Raw genomic sequence first — 18610 nt, 5'->3', positions numbered from 1 at the left:
TTTAATGTTTGGTCATTTCTTTTTCCCCTGTTGGTTCATTTTCTAAACCGACTTCATAAGGGAAGTTCCTGTTTACGGGTGGAAGGTAGTATACACTTGGTTTAGTTCCCAAATCTTCCATAAGGCGATAGCCAGCTTTGTCTTTGATGAGTTCAGAAAATTTAAACGTTTCTGCCCCATTGGTTACGGAATCTTCATTAATGTCACCGAAGAAAAAGACTCCATTTGGACAAGAAGAGACACAATGTGGTAATTCACCTTTGCGTACCATATCCGGGCAAAAATCACATTTCCCAACAGTCCCTTTTTTCTGCGGAACACTTGTTTCACAATGATATGGTTGTTGAGCAATTTCCAGTGGCATTTTAGGTTCTTCCCAATTAAAGACCCTTGTGGAATAAGGGCACGCAGCCATACAAAATCTGCATCCTACACAGCGATCGCTGTCAATGAGCACAATGCCATCTTGTCTTTTAAAAGTAGCGTCAACCGGGCAAACCTTTACACAAGGAGGTTCATCACAATGCATGCAGGTAGTAGGTTGCCAATAAGGTGCGGTATGTTCTGCATCCTGCATGGAATAAACTTTGATCCAACTCTGTCCGGGATGCACATGATGCATATGATTGCAAGCTTCCTGACACTTTTTTAAATTTTTACATCTTGAAAGGTCAATGACCATGGCAAATTTCTTTCCCGGTATCCCAACTCTTTCCTCTTCATTTGACAGTTGAGGAAGATCTGGGACAGGCTTCAAATATGCTTTGTCCACTTCGATTATTTCCCCTGTTACGGAGAGTAACTTTACCTTCTCTCCAGATGGTTTTACATCGTCACCGGGTTGAAATGGATTTGGTTTTTCACCGCAGGCAGAGAGTGCTAAAACGGTAAGCAGTCCTTGTCCGATAAAATCTCGTCTGGAATTATCTTTTTCGTCCTTCATTTCGAATTTGTTTAGGATTCAGTTATTTTTTAATCCAGTGGAGTAAATCTGTAGTCAGCATTTTAATTCCACTTTTTTTAACATGTTTATTTTCCACTTCGACCAATCTGCCATCCTGGGTCAAATATTTTGAAGTGCCGGGAGTCTCGTTCCTATCAAATAGTTTTGTTCTGAACAATGAAGCAAATGCAACTATTGAGGATCCCCAGAGGATAAAACTTTTTCTTGTGATCATATTTTTTGACATAATGGTTCAGAATTTAAAATACAAATACTGCACTCGCCCATGTAAATAAGCGAACTGTAATAACTATTCAACAATAAATTAACTTATGAATCCTAGAACCGGGAGGAACCTAAAAGTAAGGTCAGGCTCAGGATAATAGAACTTCCAGTTGAATCTATTGATTCAACTGGAAGTTTTTAATACTTATTTTTTCAGTGACCTTACGAAATTGACCAAATTCCATATGTCATCCTGATCAGGTATTTTTTTCTTGAAAGAAGGCATGTCATCACGGCCTGTAACTGTTTTGTAATAAATTGCCCCGTCAGACTGACCGTGAAACTTGGCGATTGTGAAATCACCAGGCTCTGTTTTAAGTTGGGCGGCCTTTGAACCATCACCTTTTCCTGTCTTTCCATGACAAGATTGGCAATGCTTGACCCAAAGAGATTTTCCGGCAGCAATAGAAGCAGGGCTCGATTTAACCGGATTGGCCATAGAGGCAGATTTTGCAGGTACATCCCAAGGCTTTTGGGCTGAAACTGAACCTGTTGAAAAAATCAACGCAGCAAAGATAAAAGCGAAAGCAAAAACTAAATTTCTCACGATTTCTGATTTAAGTGATAAAATAAAATTAATTAACACACATACACCTCTGAATTCAAGCATCTTCGGTTGAAATTACAAGAAACATAGTGCAATGTAGTCACACAATTTGTTTCAACAAATGATTGCGGTCATTCGTTCCGATGATTTTCATAGCAACCTACTTATTTTGCCCTTTTTCTTTAACAAGGATTGAAATAAGGATTGGTAGAAGGCTCAAATTACTTATAAGTCCACAAATCAAGACCAAGGTTATCAATAATCCTGTATAAAAGATACTTTCAATACCCGAGCTCATTAGACCTAGTAATCCGATAGAAATTACCAATGTGTTGATGACCATTGGGGAGACTACCCGACTAAAAGCCCTATTCAGTGACAACTTGATGTTGGTTGAAATTTTCATTTCATTGTGAAAGCTATTGATAAAATGGATAGCATTGTCAACGGACATACCCAGTGAAATGGAAAAGATAATGGCAGTATCAGTTTTCAAGTAGATACCGTACAGTCCCATTACTCCTGACACAATAATCAATGGAATTAAATTGGCGATTATGGCCACTGGAATAATGATCCACTGCCTAATTAAAATGAATACTATTACCCCAAGAATAAAAAAGGCAATGAACAAGCCCGGGATAATGTTTTTAGCCAGATACATAGGGACCCTGTCTAATAGTAGAGATGAACCCGTAAGTTTATAATTGAAAAAATTATTAAGTTGATTTGCATGATAATATTTCTCAATCTTCGTTTCAACTTTTTTAAATTCCTTTATCGTAAGATTGATTAAGCGACCACTGATTCTTAAATTTTTTGCATCAGAGGTGAGGTATCTATTTAAGTCTTCCCCATATTGTGTTTGCTGGATTCCGGATATAATTTTATTTAATTCTGACTGATTGTCCGGGAGGGTAAAGTCAATTGAGTTGCCGCCGGCAAAAGCTTTATTTGCAGCCATGTACATGGCCAAGGGTGAGATGATTAATTCAATGTTGCAACTGTCCTTCAAGAAGTTTTCAAATTGTAAAATTTTCTTCAGAATCTCCAGGTCGTTAAAAGTTCTCTCTGCATTACTATTTTCGAGAGCCATTTCAAAACTCCGTGTTCCTGCAAATTCATTTTCCATAAAAGCTTTGTCTGCAAATATGGGATGGGTTTTTGGAATCTCATCAATCAGACTGCCATTGACTTCTATTCGGCTTGTATAGTAAAGCCCAATTCCAATGGTAATTAAATAGATAAGGAGAATGGGTTGTTTAAAATTTAAAAGGTAATTAAAAGTGGCATTTAAAAATTTGGGTTTGAAGGCTGTTGGCTTAACGCTTAATAGCTTAAAGGTATAATATGAGCTATTGTAATATTGTACCAACCCAGAAAAGGTTATGATGTATGAAATGCAAATTCCCAAAGCCGCATACAGTCCAAAATATCTTACGGGATCAATTGGAGAAATAGCCAAAGTTAAAAATCCCAAGGCGCTCGTAGCAGATGTCAGAAAGGCTGCAAATCCTATCTCCTGGATAGTTTTAATTATTGCTTCTTTTTTAGAAGCAGAAATCTGAATGAATTCTCTAAATTTTGCGTTAAAGTGAACAATGTTTGATAAGGTGATGGTAGCCAGAAGAGGAGGCAAGAGACTCATCAGCGTGTCTATCGGTTGGTTGAATACTGAAATTATTCCAAAAAGCCAAATATTGGAAATGCCAATAATGAGAAATGGAATTAATGTGTCTGCAAAGGAATTGTATAAAATGTAAAGAAGGAGAGCTGCGAGTAAAACCGAGATGATGATTTGACGGATCAGGTTGAATTTTATTTCTTCCAGGTAGCTGGCCTCAATTTTTAATTTTGAAATGGTATGGGATTCATTGAAATCAAATCTATTTACCAATTTTTCTATTTTTGCAATTAATTCATATTGCTTTGATTTAGGGAGATAGTCATTGATGATAATGTTTAAAGCAATAACGGAACCGTTTTTTCCAATAAAGAGGTTTCGATATTCAGGAGAATTGAACAATTTAATGGAGTCCTCTGTATATTTTGAAGATTGATCAATATGAATAAGTGGTTCAAAGTAAGCTTCATTTTCTTTAAAGTAAATACGGCTTGTATTATTTAAACTATAAACCTTTACAACATCAGGCATGTTGGTCAATGCGATGGTTAGGCTATCTGTTTTACGAAGAAAATTCTGATCAAAAATCCCCAAATTATTTTTAATCCCTATAATCACAGCTTCTTCATCAAATCTTGAATTAAATTTCGACTGAAAGTCATAGTAATACTTGACTTCCTGGTCATTTTTAGGAAAAAAATTATCGATCTGAAAATCAAACAATAATTTGGGAAGTGTTAGGATGCTAAAACCTGTAACTAAAGCGATAATTATTAAATTAAGCCTTGTATTGAATAGAATTTTAAGCATTAGACATTCTGGTATTAAAAGGCCTTAAAATGGATTTAAGTTGAAATAATATTGAGTTTAATTGATTTTAGTGATGGATAAACTAAAAGATTATTTATTGCTTAAAATGAAAATAAATTGCCTGATTGGCATTCATCATGTCAGCCAACTCAGGTGATTTTTCCCCATTGAATAAAAATAATCCGTATGGGTCATTAAAAGTATTTAAATCGATGGTTTTCCTATCATTATTTTCAAAGATAAAAGTAAGGTATCGTTTGCTTGTTTCGGGAATAACATTCAATTCAGGGTAATCTTTATTGAGGGTTATTTTAGCATTACGTATTTGGAATTCATATTCATGCATACTTCCTTCGTAAATCCAGTGCTCCGTCTGTGATTTGATGTTTATAAGCTGAAGGCTGTCTGGTTTGTAAAAAACTACTGATGGCGGTTTGATGAATTCGGTGTCCTGATTGCTGCTTGGAGGTTTAAGCTTGTTTTCGGTAATTTGGTTTGAAGGAGAAAGTTGATTAGTTTCCTGTTTTTTATTTGTAGTGCACCCCAGAATTGTAGAAAAAATTATGGAGGGTATAATTATTTTTAGGAGTATGTGATTAAAAAGGTTCATGTCAATTTTAGTATTTTCTAAATGCTATCGGAAAGATATTAAAATATTTAAAAAGCCCCGAAAAATTTGATTTTTCGGGGCTTTGATATGATCATTTGTCTTGACTATGACCGAGCAGGAAGTTTAATTGAAGAGTCTGGTAATGTTAAATCCGATCAAAAAATTTCCTCCCTTAACAGTGCTGTTGTTGACATTTTTATACTCTAGTGGACTGTTTGTATTGAATATATTGTTTCTCTGATGATTCAGGTAATAATAGTTTCCTGCAAAAATCTGAAAAGCGTGTCCACTTGTACCAAATTCAAATCCAAAGGAAATATTGGGATTTGGATTGTTGGCGGTATGTTTGGTGATGGGTTGGTCGTAATTCGCGATGAGTGACATACTCTCCGTTATTTTATAACGACCACCAACTGCGATGGCAATGTGTTCGTGTTTCATTTCATTTGCCACCTCCTTAATTTCATAACCGGAGCTGTCTGTTCCCGTTACTTTGTAAAATCCGTACACAAAATTCTGCCATGAAATGCTCGGTGCTACCTGCACAGAAAACCTATCTGTGATTTTGCGTGCGATGATCAATTGATTGAAGAATCGAAGTCTGTCTGTCTCATTTTTATACAAGGTTCCATCTTCATCTTCTCTCAAGTCATAGGACAAATTTCCAAAGTAGGTAAGACTTACCGGCATGGCCCAACTGTCTTGTGTTTGTTTAAGAATGGCATACTTTGCACTTCCATCCAGAATCATGTTTGATTTGGTTAAACCGATTCCAAGATTTAGATTATCTACCGGAACATAGCTCACGCCTAATCTAATATTGGAAGGAGCAAAGAGTCCGTATAAATCTTCGAATCCATTTTTTACTGTACCGAATCTGTGTTGGATGTCAAATTCAAAAGTACCCTTTATTGGAACCATCACAGATTGATTGTCAATGAGCCAAACACTTTCAAAAGTATTTTTGACGGCCTTTCTAGCCGGCTTGTCCATAGTCTCTTCTGCATCTTGCGCTAAACCGACTGAGCAAACAGTGCAAGCAAGTAACATAAAGAGGATGAAGCTCAAGTTGAATTTTATTATTGAATTAGCTTTCATTTCTTTTGTTTTTGAAATTAATTATTAGGTGCTCCGTTTCTGATCCAGTCGTAGATCTTTTGTCTGTCTGCTTTTGAAGGAATGTATTCAGCCATAGATCCGTTGATTTGAATATAGATGGTACTTTCTTTCGGAATCAGCGTGTTTACAAAACCTCCATTCACAAGATTTCTGTAAGACAGGCTTAAATCATCCAAGTAAGGTTTATGGTCACCAGGAACGTGGCAACCTTTGTCCGAGCCACATTTTGTTTTAACCAAAGGAGCAATCTCCTCTTTGAAACTTACCGCTTGTGGTGGACCATCCGGATCTGTTTCAGGACTTATAACATCTTTGTAACATGAATTCAGAAAAAGCCCAAGAAACAGAACCCATATCAGATTATAAATTAATCGTTTCATAACACTTAATTTTGGGTAAACTATTTATTGTTAAAATTGGCATTGCACTGAATTTCTATAACATCGGAAACACTAGTGCTAACGATACCAAAATCCCGGCAGTTAAACTGGAAGCTTAATTGCAAGCCAAATACATCATAAGCTGCGGCGGTGCCAAATTGAACCCTTTGTTTTGGAACATAACTCATTTTACCAGTAATGGTTTTGGTAAGTGGTGCAGCTAATTTTCCCTGATAGGTAAGATCTATAGTTACTAGATAACCATTACTTGCCGGGTCAAACTTCACCTCTTTAGTCTTGATTTTAGCTAAATTAGGATAGCTAAGATTCTGGGTACCTGCTTCGATTGCTACAGTTCCCATTCCGGCAACATTACAGCCTGCATCACGACCAGGCTCCCCTGTGTTGGAAGTGTTGATTTGCACATAGCCATTAAAGTAGGTTTTTAACGGTTGGTTTTCATAGAAAGCCCAAGAGGTATCTGGAAGGGGTTGTGTGGTTACTGCATATTTTACAGCTTTCACATCCGTCACTTCATGTATACCAAATTGGTTAAAACGACCAGTTAAAAGTCCTGCAGCACCTACATACTTAGTCTGCCACAACACACTTGAATGCGTCTTGTCAAACTTCCATTCGTTGGCATTTCCAGCTGTCAAGCCTGGCAAAAATATGAGGGAATCCCTTGTTATTTTTGGTCCGGTCGGAGCATTCACATCGTCATCGTGGGTACAAGCCCAATAAAAAGCGCCTATAGATAAAAACGCGAGAAAATAGATTAACTTGGATTTCATATTCTAAAGTTTAAAAATGGTTTAACAAATAATAAAGCTCTAAGGTAAATGGCCCAAATCAGGGAATAAAGGACCTTCGTCATGCATTCGGATGAGTCTTGTCAATTTCATGAAATATAATTTGGGTTAACATTCTAAGTCAAAATTTATGTCGCTATTGTAATTAAATAGTTGATGGATGGGTATTCTAGTCGGATGGTTGAAAATTTTGTTTACATGAATTTACTCAGGATTTAAATTTTGAAGTGGTTATAATATTTAAGAAATGTGTGCTTATTGTATGATTGACAATCAGGTTGCATCTTAGGATGGTCAATTTTAGTCACATATATAATAAACTTTGTATAAGGTCTTACCTGCTTTGATAATTATAAATAGCAAAGCTTATAAGCTGATAAGGGGTTCACACAGGTAAAGTTATAGAATAATTAGGTTTTTTGGATAGTTTTGATTATTTTTGTTCAAATAGGTTTATCTACTCTATAATATATGATTTTATACATCAGGTCCATGGTCAGTTTGCGGTGCAAGATGTTTGTGAAGGAGGAGTTGGTGAGACTGAACTTAAAGTATATTAATCTTGAATTGGGAACAGTGGAAATAATGGAAGAAATCACTGAATGGCAGCGTCAGCAACTCAAAATCAACTTGATGAGGTCAGGCCTTGAGCTATTAGACGATAAGAAAACTATTTTAATCGAAAGAATCAAGAATGTAATAATTGAGATGATTCACTATTCGGATGAAATACCCAGAGAAACTTATTCTGAATACATCAGTAAGAAGTTGAACTATGACTACACTTATTTATCAAATTTATTTTCAGAAGTAAAGGGTACTACCATACAACAATTTATTATTATCCATAAAATTGAGCGGGTAAAGGAACTTCTGTTGTATAATGAATTGAATTTGACAGAAATCTCCTATAAGCTGCATTACAGCAGTGTGGCTCATTTATCCAATCAGTTCAAGAAAGTTACCGGACTTTCCCCTTCATTTTTTAAGAAGATTGGAAAGCAGCGTAAGAGTTTTCTTGAAAACATATAACTCTACACTGAGCGACTGCTGTATAAAATTTTCTTTTTTGTATGATCTCAATATTCGGGAGTAATAAAACCGGGGAAAGCAACTTGCGTCTATTCGTATATTTATTTATTTAATATGTGATTAATATAACAACAATATGGAATTGTGTAATTTCTATATGAGATAATGTGGGATCTTTATCCCATGGAAATTTTTTCCAAATAAATTAATTGAATATGAAAAATTATGTGTTTATTTTATTTTTATCATTGACCGTTTCCGCTGTATTTCCGAATCTTGCACAAGCCAACAATACTGAAAAAATTGTACTTGTTAATCACAATAGAACAGCAGGAGTTTCAGACAAAGATGCTTTTGTGAAAAGATTAAATGAAATCAGGGCCATTGACAGGTCCACACTCAGTGCTCAGGAAAAGTCAGATCTGAAGAACGAGTTGAAAGCAATGAAGCATCAATTAAGGCCAAGTGGAGGTTTGTATTTGTCCATTGGTTCATTGATTGTCATCATTATACTTTTAATTATTTTATTGTAAGTTGATATTTCATCAGTGAATATTGTTTAGTTAAAAATTAACATTAAAATTATGCCATCAAAGTCAATAGGAATCATAATGATTGTTGTGGGAGTTCTCATGATAGGGTACACAAGCTTTAATTATGTAACAACTGAAAGAATTGTGGACATTGGTCCAGTTAAAATAGACGGAGAAAAGAAACACCAGGTTCAATGGTCACCAATTGCAGGTGTGGTGTTGCTGGTTGGGGGTGTTGCATTTTTGTTTTTTTCTAAAAAAAGTTCAACATAGATTTATTTTACTTTTCTGCGAATTAAATTTTAATTAGATACCGGGTTTAAATTGTCTTTTGATTGGAAGGTAAGATTTAAAAATTTTGCCTTCCATTTTTTATTTAGAGTCAAGAATAATCCTTACACTTTTTATTTGCCAACATGAATAAATCAACAAATTATTCTTTGGTCAGGTGATTAGCATATTATTGTTTGATGTTTGTTAAAGTAATTTGAACCTATTAGGTCAAGCGGATGTTCTCATTGATGTAGACGATACACTAGTTGTAATTATTTTTAGTCTGGGGTAGGGATTGAATCTTATGTTCAATTGATGCCATTCCTCATGAAGCTTACCAGACGGCATTTCTTTGATTCAAGATTGTATTTTTTGCATTCAATTTTAGTGAAATAAAATTGGAATCAGTTGCCGCATTTAGAAATTTACTTTTAAAATAATATATTCGAATGATCAAGATTTCCAAAAGGGGCGTCGTTCTTGAAAAGTCTCCATTAGTTTTTGAACAAAATGGTGTTCTTAATCCGGCAGTTTACCAAGGTGAGGACAAGCTGCACATGTTGTACAGAGCGGTGGAGGATGGAAATTTCTCCAGCATAGGATATGCTAGTTTAACAGATCCACTGGTAGTCGATCACCGTTTAGACCATCCGCTTATGTTCCCGGAAACTGAATATGAGTCACACGGCGTAGAAGATCCCCGAATTGCTAAAATCGACGATCTGTATTATTTGTGCTATACTGCCTACGATGGGACCAACGCGTTGGCGGCAATTGCCAGTTCGGTTGATCTGGTGCATTTTGAAAGGAAGGGGATTGTTGTTCCCCAAATAGATTATGAAACATTTAAATCACTTACAAAAGATTTAAAATTAAATGAAAAGTATTGTAGATATAATGAGAAGAATAATCATCAGTCACATCCTGATAAGTTAAATTTAATTTGGGATAAAAACCTGGTGCTTTTTCCGGAAAAAATAGGAGGTAAGCTTACATTTCTTCATCGTATAAAACCAGATATCCAATTGTTTAGTGTTGAGAGTCTGGACGAATTGACACCAAAATATTGGGAAGATTATTTGCGAGGTCTGGATAAACACATCGTGCTTGCTCCAAAATATGATCATGAATTAAGTTATATAGGTGGAGGATGTCCCCCAATCAAAACACCGCATGGGTGGCTTGTAATTTATCATGGCGTACACGATACTACAGAAGGATATGTTTACAATGCCTGCGCCGCCCTATTAGATTTGAAAAATCCTACCATTGAAATTGCCAGGTTGCCTTATCCGTTGATAAGTCCTGAGCTGTCCTGGGAACTACGGGGAGAGGTAAATAATGTATGCTTTCCAACAGGGACGGCCGTATTTGAAGATACACTTTATATTTATTATGGTGCGGCAGATGAGAGAATTGCTTGTGCTACTATAAGTTTGGATGAACTTACCAAAGAACTTTTAATTAATTCCATTTAATATGAATACCAACAGTTTAATTAGAATTCATGATGGTACGGAATTGTCAGTACTTCCGAACCTGAGATTGATGAATGAGACCAGACAGGAGCTTAAGGAACAGACACTTCCCGAAATACTTTTTATTAGTTCTTACCCACCCAGAGAATGTGGTATTGCAACCTATTCACAGGATTTAATTAAAGCCCTCAACAATAAATTCAGTAATTCATTTTCGTTGAAGGTTTGTGCATTACAATCCGATGCGGAAGTACGAAATTATCCTGAAGAGGTGAAGTACATTTTGGACCCAAAGGACAAAGCTAATTTTTTTAGCCTTGCTCAATTGATCAATAAAGATAAGAATGTAAAACTGCTGCTGATACAACATGAATTTGGATTGTTTCCTTCTGGAGGTGATAATGTATTATTGCAATTCATTCAGATGGTAGAGAAACCTTCTATTTTGGTTTTCCATACTGTTTTACCTAATCCCGGAGCATTCATGAAGGACAGTGTAAACCAGCTCGCCTCTGCGTGCTCATCAGTGGTGGTCATGACAAAAAACTCTGCCAAAATTCTAAAAAGCGTATATGGCATTCAAACGCATAAAATTGAGGTCATTCAACATGGAACCCATCTTGTGCCTCACCTGAATAAGGAAACATTAAAATTGAAGTATGGCCTTCAAGGTAGGAAAGTGTTGTCAACCTTTGGATTGTTAAATTCCGGAAAAAGTATTGAGACAACTTTAGATGCATTGCCTCTCATTGTAAAAGAAAATCCTGATGTGCTGTTCCTGGTTATAGGGAAGACACATCCCGGTGTAATTTTGAATGAAGGAGAAAGTTATCGCAAAATGTTGGAAGCTAAAGTGGTGGCATTGGGTCTTCAAAAACATGTCAGTTTTATCAACTACTATCTTCCCCTGGAAGATTTGTTGGAATACCTCCAACTTACCGATATTTATTTATTCACTTCAAAGGATCCACATCAGGCCGTTAGTGGCACCTTTGCCTATGCGATGAGTTGTGGATGCCCAATTATTTCAACACCGATTCCACATGCAAAAGAAGTGTTAAGAGAGAACACCGGAATACTTATTGACTTTCAAAATGACAGTCAACTTTCCATTGCAGTAAATCGTCTCATGAGTGATGAGACATTAAGGACCACTTTTAGTTTGAATGTACTTCAAAGAATTGTTCCTACGTCTTGGGAGAATGCTGCAATTTCGCATGCCCTGCTTTTTATGGAAACTGCCTGTCAAATCAACAGTTCTTACACGCAGGTTAAATCAGGTTCTCAACGAGGTGGATACCAGGCTGAATTTATCAATTTACAATATCGTCTACCCGAATTAAGTCTGGATCATATAAATCGTTTGACAGATGAATTTGGAATTATTCAATTTGCCTTGGTAAACCAACCGGATCAAAGCAGCGGATATACTCTGGACGATAATGCCAGAGCACTCATCGCCATGTGCATGCATTTTAAGATGACGCATCGCCAGGAAGATTTGTTGGCCATCAGAAAGTATCTGAATTTTATTCAGTACTGTCAGCAAGAGGATGGAAGTTTTTTGAATTATGTGGATATTGAAAAAAAATTTACGGCTCAAAATGAATCTACAAATTGTTCTGATTCGACCGGAAGGGCCATTTGGGCATTGGGATATTTAATTTCGTGTTATGAAATACTTCCTGCGGAGTGGATTGTAGAAGCCAAGGCAAACCTAATAAGTGCACTTCCCTTTGCGGAGAAAATGCATTCTACCAGATCCATGTCATTTATCATAAAAGGTTTATTCTATTCACTCCAGTTGGAGGAAAATGAAGATTATAAGGCTTTGATAAAAAAGTTGGCGGATCGTTTAGTTCAAATGTATCGGCACGAAGCTGAAAATGGATGGCAATGGTTTGAAGGTTATCTTACATATGCGAACAGCATCATTCCAGAGGCAATGCTTTGTGCATGGTCTGTTACAGGTGATCCAACCTATAAAGAAGTAGCCAAACAATCCTTTGATTTTTTATTGTCGATGACTTTTGACGATAGTGGAATTAAAGTAATTTCCAATAAAACATGGCTCATTAAGGACAAGAAAGCCGCCAAGCATGGTGAGCAGCCAATAGATGTGGCTTATACTATTCTGGGACTGGATCAATTCTATCAGGTCTATAAGAAAAAAGAACACTTACATAAAATGGCAATTGCCTTTAATTGGTTTATGGGGAATAACCATTTGCATCAGATTATGTACAATCCTTGTACAGGAGGATGTTATGATGGCCTTGAAGAAACTCAGGTAAACTTAAATCAGGGAGCAGAATCTACCATAAGCTACCTGATGGCAAGAATCACTGTTGAAAAATATTTTATTGCTAAACAAAATTCAATTTTACTTCAGAATAAGGGTAAAAACAAGAAATATCAGCTTGATGACAAGATTACAGATCTGTCGTTTCTGTTTAATTAATTTTTTAAACAGATAAAATTGTTAAGATGATTAATTGTCAAATTGAATTTATTCTACTTTACAATAGATTTATTTTAATTGCATTATTGTTGGATTTATGTATTGCCAGTTTAATTATGTAAATTTTGTAACAATCAGTAGTTCTTCTGTAACTTTAATAAAAAGAAGTGAAGGATCTTTGTATCCTAATTAAAATCAATCTTAAATTTATGTTTAACTTTAAAATGAAATTATTTATTTTTTGTGCTTTCACTGCATTTTTATTTACTGGTGCTGGAAGCATTAACGCACAGCGGGCTGTTGTGGGGATTCGACTGATGCCAACTTTTTCAAAATTGGACATCAATAATTCAGCCGGTGGTGTTATTAAAGGAGAGGTGACGCTGGGATACGGAGTGGGCGCCTTTCTTGGATTTAGTTTTTCGAGATTCATGGGAATCCAGGCAGAGCTAATTTATAGTTCATTGTCTCAAAAGTATAAGGAGATGGATGTAGAGCGAAATATTAAACTACAGTATTTAAATATACCATTGATGCTTTCGCTGAACACTGGAAAAAATAAATTCGTCAATCTGAATTTGGTGGCTGGTCCGCAGGTAGGAATAAGTGTGGGAAGCAGGTTGGTGATTGCAGATGGAGGAACACCTGGATCGACAGATGGAGTGCTTTCGGTAAAAAGAGGTGACTTGGGATTTGCCTATGGCGCAGGTGTAGATTTTGCTCTGAATCCAGCCAAGAATATAAGACTGGGATTGGGATATCGTGGAGTAGTTGGATTGATCGACATCAGTGACAACAGCAGAACAGACATCAACAATTCTTATTATTTATTAGATAAATCGCATATAAAAACCAATGCAGTTTATGTAGGTGTTTCTTTTATATTTTAAAGATATCGCTGAGTAAATTGAAATAATACCCTTGAAAATTAGAATCCTGTTTCGAAAGAAGCAGGATTTTTTTTTTAAATATTTTTTCAATTTAATTTTATTTCAAAGAATAGTGTTTTTTATACGGGATGATTCGTTTATAAATTAACAGTAAATCATGTAAGTTAAAAAATTTAAGGTGTAAATTATATTCAGAAATATAGATCAATTTTGTGGAGTAAGTAAATATTTTATAACACAAAAAAAATACTATTATGAATTTGGGAAAAGTTTTGTTAGGGATTACAGCCGGAGTTGCTGTTGGGGTTGCGTTAGGTGTTTTATTTGCACCTCACAAAGGATCCAAGACCAGGAGAAAAATTGTAGAGAGACAAAATGAGTTGACAGACGATTTGGAAAATAGGATTGATGAATTCATTAGTCTGCTTACTAAGAAGTATGAGTCCATTAAGGAAAGGGCTACGCACATAAGTGAGACCTGGATTTCTAAACCTGAAGGAACAAATCACAATCCTAAAACAAGTGATCAAAAGGTGCCTTCATGATGATTGAATTTGTTAGTAAGTATTGACTTGCTTTATCAATATTTGCAAATTCTAATATTACACAGTAAATAATTTAATTATGGGATTGAAGATGGAGGAAATTAAATCAGCGTATGAATATACTGAAGAATATGTTCGTACTAAGTACAATCTGTATCAGTTAAAGACCATTAAGAAGAGTATAGATTTGACCAGTTACCTTACAGCAAAGATTTTTTATTTGGTTCTGTTGTGTTTTTCTTTTCTTTTTTTAGCGATTGGTTTGTCTTTATATTTGGGAGAATTGATCGGTAAGCCATACGCTGGTTTTTTTGTCTTGTCATGTGTAATCTTTATATTTTCTGTTGTTTTTTCTTTTTTTGGTTATCGAAGTATTAGGAGGATAATTTCTAAAATTTTGCTTCACAAAGTAGAAATCACAAAGTCATGAATTACATCACATCTGAATTAGACCTGGATCAAGAAATTATTAGGTTGGAGACAAAGAGTAAGGTTCAGGAAGAAGTGCTTAAGGATAATATTTTGTCAATGTTTAATAAAGAAAAAATTACTGAATATTTAAAAGATGGCATAAGTGAAATTGCATCCTCCAGTGATTTTAAGTATGGAGTATTTGATCTGGTATTGGGATTTACATCCTCCGAATTATCAGCAGGAATTTATAACTGGGCCTCCAAAAAGCCAATAAGGAGATTGGTATTAAGTGGGTTGCTTTGTGGCATTTCACAGATTGGAGTTAACAATGAATTGAAATTAAAGTCTTTTTTGCAAAGTGCATTCAACGCAATATTGAATTTGAAACGACCGGCCGATTGAAGTGCAATTGAATACAAGCCATTTGATTATTTGATTTTTGATCAGATGTACATTTTAACGGGAATCAGGAGTTGATTTTTTAAAATTTAAATTAAGACTGATTACTCTATTGTGTACCCCAAACCCATGAGTTGATATTTATATCTATTTATCAAAGTGAAAATTCATTCACTTTTAACGTTTAATTAATGAAAATGAAAAAGTTATTTACCCTTTTTGCTATAGCATCGTTGGCCTTAATGGCTTCGTGCAAAAAGGATGATTTTATTGATATTAAAGGACTTTGTCCTTTGGTTATTTCTACAGATCCGGCCAATGGAGAAACAGGGGTTGCACGTGATAAGGTCATTACTATAACCTTTAATGAGGAGATGAATCCATCTACCATCAATTCCGGAAACATTAACATTACAGGACTTTCGCAAATAACTGGCGTATTAACCTATTCAGGTAATACAGCTAGTTTCAATCCAGTTCAGGATTTGGAACCAAACACGACATATACAGGTAGAGTAACAAGAGGGGTAAAGGACATCAGAGGAAATGCGTTGCAAGTGGATTATGTTTGGTCTTTTAGTACCGGAATTACCTTGTCACCCATTGTCATCGTAACAGATCCGTTCAATAATGAAAAGAATGTTGCATTGGATAAAGTCATTCGCGCCACTTTCAGTGAAGTGATGGATGCCAGTACTTTTTCTGCAAGCTCTTTTATTGTGACCGATGGAACAAACCAGATAGATGGCGTCATTTCATATAATGGCACTACTGTTAGTTTTCAACCAGCCACTTTACTTGATCCAAACGTAACTTATACAGCAATCTTAACTTCCGCAATTAAGAATATCTCCGGAACACCATTGGTAAATGATTATGTGTGGACATTTATGACCATTAACAATGTTTCTCCATTTGTAATTTCAACAGATCCGGCAAATGAAGAAACCAATGTTGTCCTGTCAAAAGTTATAACTGCTACATTTAGTGAAGCGATGAATGTCGCTTCCATCAATTCTTCCAGTTTTATCTTACGACAAGGAACTAATATCATATCCGGAGTCGTAAGTTATTCAGGGGTGACCGCAAGTTTTACTCCAGCAGCGTCACTTGTTGCAAATACCACTTACACAGTAACCATCAGTGGATCCGTAAAAAGTCAAAAAGGTGTAAACATGTCAGCCGATTATGTTTGGATCTTTAGTACAGGTTCAATTTTGGCGCCGACGGTTATTTTTACAGATCCCGCAAATGGTGAAACAGGCGTAGCGCTTAATAAAATCATTCGTGTTGGGTTCAGTACACCAATGAATCCATTGACCATTACAACACAGAGTTTTATCTTGATGCAAGGGTCAACATTGATTCCGGGAACTATTTCTTATGCCGGAACCATTGCAAGTTTTACTCCTTCACAAGCACTTAAAGCCAATACGGTTTATACCGCGACCATTAAAAATTCAGTAAAGAATATTGTAGGTACTCAAATGTTGAATGATTATGTATGGTCATTTACCACTGCATCGAATTTGGCTCCTATTGTAATTTCCACCGATCCGGTCAACAATGCGACCAATGTCCCGACCAATAAAGTTGTTACTGCAAACTTCAGTATGACCATGGATCCATCCAGTATTAATACCAGCAGTTTCATCATGATGCAAGGCGTCAATCAGATAAAAGGAGTGGTATTGTATCAGGGTACAACTGCTTCATTTGTACCATCAAGTGCGTTGAAGTCCAACACACTTTATACCATGACAATTACCAATACAGTAAAGAATCTTGCGGGTGTATTTATGGTGAACAATTATGTTTGGTCATTTACAACCCTTACGGTTCCTGCTCCAACTGTTCTTTCGACAGATCCTTTTAATAATGAAACAGGAGTTGCTTTAAATAAGATCATAAAAGCTACTTTTAGTATGCCTATGGATCCTTCCACCATCAATGTAAATACGTTTACATTCAAGCAAGGTGTGAATATAATTCCAGGCACCATTTCATATGCAGGAGTAACTGCTACATTCACGCCAACCAATGCATTGTTGCCAAACACAGTCTATACGGGAACCATCACTACAGGTGTTAAAAATCTCTCTGGAATTCCGATGGCAAATAATTATGTATGGACATTTACTACTTTAGTAAGTATTGCTCCTAATGTTATTGCTACGGATCCAAACAATGGTGCTACCGGAGTAGCTCTTAATAAAACAATTACGGCGACTTTTAATATGCCCATGGATCCATTGACAATCAATGGAAATACCTTTACCCTGAAACAAGGAGCTAATACCATTACGGGTACTGTTTCATATGCAGGAACTACTGCTACCTTTAATCCTACCAGTGCATTGTTACCAAATACAATTTATACGGGAACCATCACTACCGGAGCTAAGAATCTGGCAGGAATTTCACTGGTAAATAATTATGTATGGACATTTACTACCGTCGCAGGAATTCCTCCAACGGTGATTTCCACAGATCCAAACAATAATGCAGTTGGAGTAGCACAAAATAAGTCGATCACCGCAACTTTTAGTGTGCCTATGGATCCAACTACTATTAACAGTGCTAATTTTTTCTTGAAGCAGGGTAGTAATTTGATTCCGGGAAGTATTTCATATTCCGGTACAGTTGCTACATTCAATCCCACCAATGATTTGGAATTAAATACTGTTTATACAGTAACTATTACAAATAGTGTGAAGGATCTTGCGGGCACACCTATGACAAATAATTATGTCTGGACTTTCACAACTAAAACATTTATTAATCCACCTTTGGTCAATCTTAAATCTGTTGAAAGATTTGGGATTATTGCCGGAGTTGGAATCAGCAACAATGCTGGTATCAGTGTGATAAATGATTTGGATGTAGGTATCAGTCCGGGTGTTCGTTCATCAGTAACCGGATTTCCGCCTGCAATTGTAGTGAATGGAGCAATTTATGCTTCTGATGATGTTTCCCCACCGGGAATTGCTGCTTTATTAACTCAGGCGAAGGCAGATCTTACTGCCGCCTATAATTTTGCACAAGGGGCATCAAATCCTCCACCAGTTACCATCTCCGGTGATCAGGGTGGATTAACTTTAGCTCCGGGGATTTATAAAACCACTTCATCCTTGCAAATTGCTTCCGGTGATTTGACATTGGATGCTCAAGGTGATCCAAGTGCAGTTTGGATATTCCAAATAGCCTCAAGTCTTACAACTATTGGTGGAGCTGGTGGCAGTGTAATACTCGCAGGAGGAGCTCAAGCCGGAAATATTTTCTGGGCGGTAGGAAGTTCTGCAACCATTGGTAACAGCACCGCTTTTCAGGGAAATGTTTTAGCCTTGACTTCTATTACCATGAATACGGGCGCTTCCGTTGACGGAAGAATGTTGTGTATCAATGGTGCCGTAGTACTTACAGGCACGAATGTAATTAACAGACCTTAAATTTTA

At 36.2% G+C, this 18610-nt stretch carries 17 protein-coding genes; 9 read left to right on the top strand and 8 right to left on the bottom strand.

Annotated elements, in window-relative coordinates; all coding sequences use genetic code 11:
- Position 1 precedes the first annotated feature (1 nt).
- The 8 genes from IPJ53_14155 to IPJ53_14120 form a co-directional block, all read right to left on the bottom strand.
- Entirely contained in the window at positions 2-943 is a 942-nt protein-coding gene (locus IPJ53_14155) for a 4Fe-4S dicluster domain-containing protein (protein MBK7800241.1), read from the bottom strand.
- Positions 944-965: 22 nt separating this feature from the next.
- Positions 966-1178 (bottom strand): hypothetical protein, encoded by a 213-nt coding sequence (locus IPJ53_14150; protein MBK7800240.1) that lies wholly within the window; start codon positions 1176-1178, stop codon positions 966-968.
- Positions 1179-1373: 195 nt separating this feature from the next.
- Positions 1374-1838, bottom strand: coding sequence for a cytochrome c (locus IPJ53_14145; GenBank protein ID MBK7800239.1), 465 nt, complete (start codon positions 1836-1838; stop codon positions 1374-1376).
- A 97-nt stretch (positions 1839-1935) separates the two neighbouring features.
- Complete coding sequence (locus IPJ53_14140) at positions 1936-4209, bottom strand: MMPL family transporter (GenBank protein ID MBK7800238.1); 2274 nt, start codon at positions 4207-4209, stop codon at positions 1936-1938.
- Between the two features lie 94 nt (positions 4210-4303).
- On the bottom strand, positions 4304-4819 hold the full coding sequence (locus IPJ53_14135) for a hypothetical protein (GenBank protein ID MBK7800237.1): 516 nt from the start codon (positions 4817-4819) through the stop codon (positions 4304-4306).
- Between the two features lie 123 nt (positions 4820-4942).
- Entirely contained in the window at positions 4943-5917 is a 975-nt protein-coding gene (locus IPJ53_14130; GenBank protein MBK7800236.1) for a hypothetical protein, read from the bottom strand.
- A 17-nt stretch (positions 5918-5934) separates the two neighbouring features.
- Positions 5935-6318: a hypothetical protein gene (locus tag IPJ53_14125; protein ID MBK7800235.1), complete on the bottom strand. Its 384-nt coding sequence runs from the start codon at positions 6316-6318 to the stop codon at positions 5935-5937.
- 20 nt (positions 6319-6338) lie between these two features.
- Positions 6339-7112: a YceI family protein gene (locus IPJ53_14120; protein ID MBK7800234.1), complete on the bottom strand. Its 774-nt coding sequence runs from the start codon at positions 7110-7112 to the stop codon at positions 6339-6341.
- 489 nt (positions 7113-7601) lie between these two features.
- Here IPJ53_14120 and IPJ53_14115 point away from each other — a divergent pair, with 489 nt between their 5' ends.
- From IPJ53_14115 to IPJ53_14075, 9 genes are all read left to right on the top strand, one after another.
- On the top strand, positions 7602-8162 hold the full coding sequence (locus IPJ53_14115) for a helix-turn-helix transcriptional regulator (protein ID MBK7800233.1): 561 nt from the start codon (positions 7602-7604) through the stop codon (positions 8160-8162).
- A gap of 215 nt (positions 8163-8377) precedes the next feature.
- A complete protein-coding gene (locus IPJ53_14110; protein ID MBK7800232.1) occupies positions 8378-8695 on the top strand; it encodes a hypothetical protein in 318 nt (105 codons plus the stop codon).
- Between the two features lie 51 nt (positions 8696-8746).
- The gene (locus IPJ53_14105) at positions 8747-8968 is read left to right on the top strand and encodes a hypothetical protein (GenBank protein ID MBK7800231.1); all 222 of its coding nucleotides are present in this window, start codon (positions 8747-8749) and stop codon (positions 8966-8968) included.
- A gap of 449 nt (positions 8969-9417) precedes the next feature.
- A complete protein-coding gene (locus IPJ53_14100) occupies positions 9418-10446 on the top strand; it encodes a pesticidal protein Cry7Aa (GenBank protein ID MBK7800230.1) in 1029 nt (342 codons plus the stop codon).
- Between the two features lie 70 nt (positions 10447-10516).
- Positions 10517-12907 carry a glycosyltransferase gene (locus IPJ53_14095; GenBank protein MBK7800229.1) on the top strand — a complete coding sequence of 797 codons (2391 nt, stop codon included), beginning with the start codon at positions 10517-10519 and terminating at the stop codon, positions 12905-12907.
- Positions 12908-13116: 209 nt separating this feature from the next.
- The gene (locus IPJ53_14090) at positions 13117-13797 is read left to right on the top strand and encodes a PorT family protein (protein MBK7800228.1); all 681 of its coding nucleotides are present in this window, start codon (positions 13117-13119) and stop codon (positions 13795-13797) included.
- A 254-nt stretch (positions 13798-14051) separates the two neighbouring features.
- Positions 14052-14342 (top strand): YtxH domain-containing protein, encoded by a 291-nt coding sequence (locus tag IPJ53_14085; protein MBK7800227.1) that lies wholly within the window; start codon positions 14052-14054, stop codon positions 14340-14342.
- A gap of 426 nt (positions 14343-14768) precedes the next feature.
- Positions 14769-15158 (top strand): hypothetical protein, encoded by a 390-nt coding sequence (locus IPJ53_14080; GenBank protein MBK7800226.1) that lies wholly within the window; start codon positions 14769-14771, stop codon positions 15156-15158.
- Between the two features lie 194 nt (positions 15159-15352).
- Positions 15353-18604, top strand: a complete 3252-nt coding sequence (locus IPJ53_14075) for an Ig-like domain-containing protein (GenBank protein MBK7800225.1) — start codon at positions 15353-15355, stop codon at positions 18602-18604.
- Positions 18605-18610 lie beyond the last annotated feature (6 nt).

The organism is Candidatus Vicinibacter affinis (assembly GCA_016714365.1).
GTDB lineage: Bacteria > Bacteroidota > Bacteroidia > Chitinophagales > Saprospiraceae > Vicinibacter > Vicinibacter affinis.
Note: the sequence above shows the minus strand (reverse complement) of the source record. Positions and strands in the feature narration are given on the sequence as shown.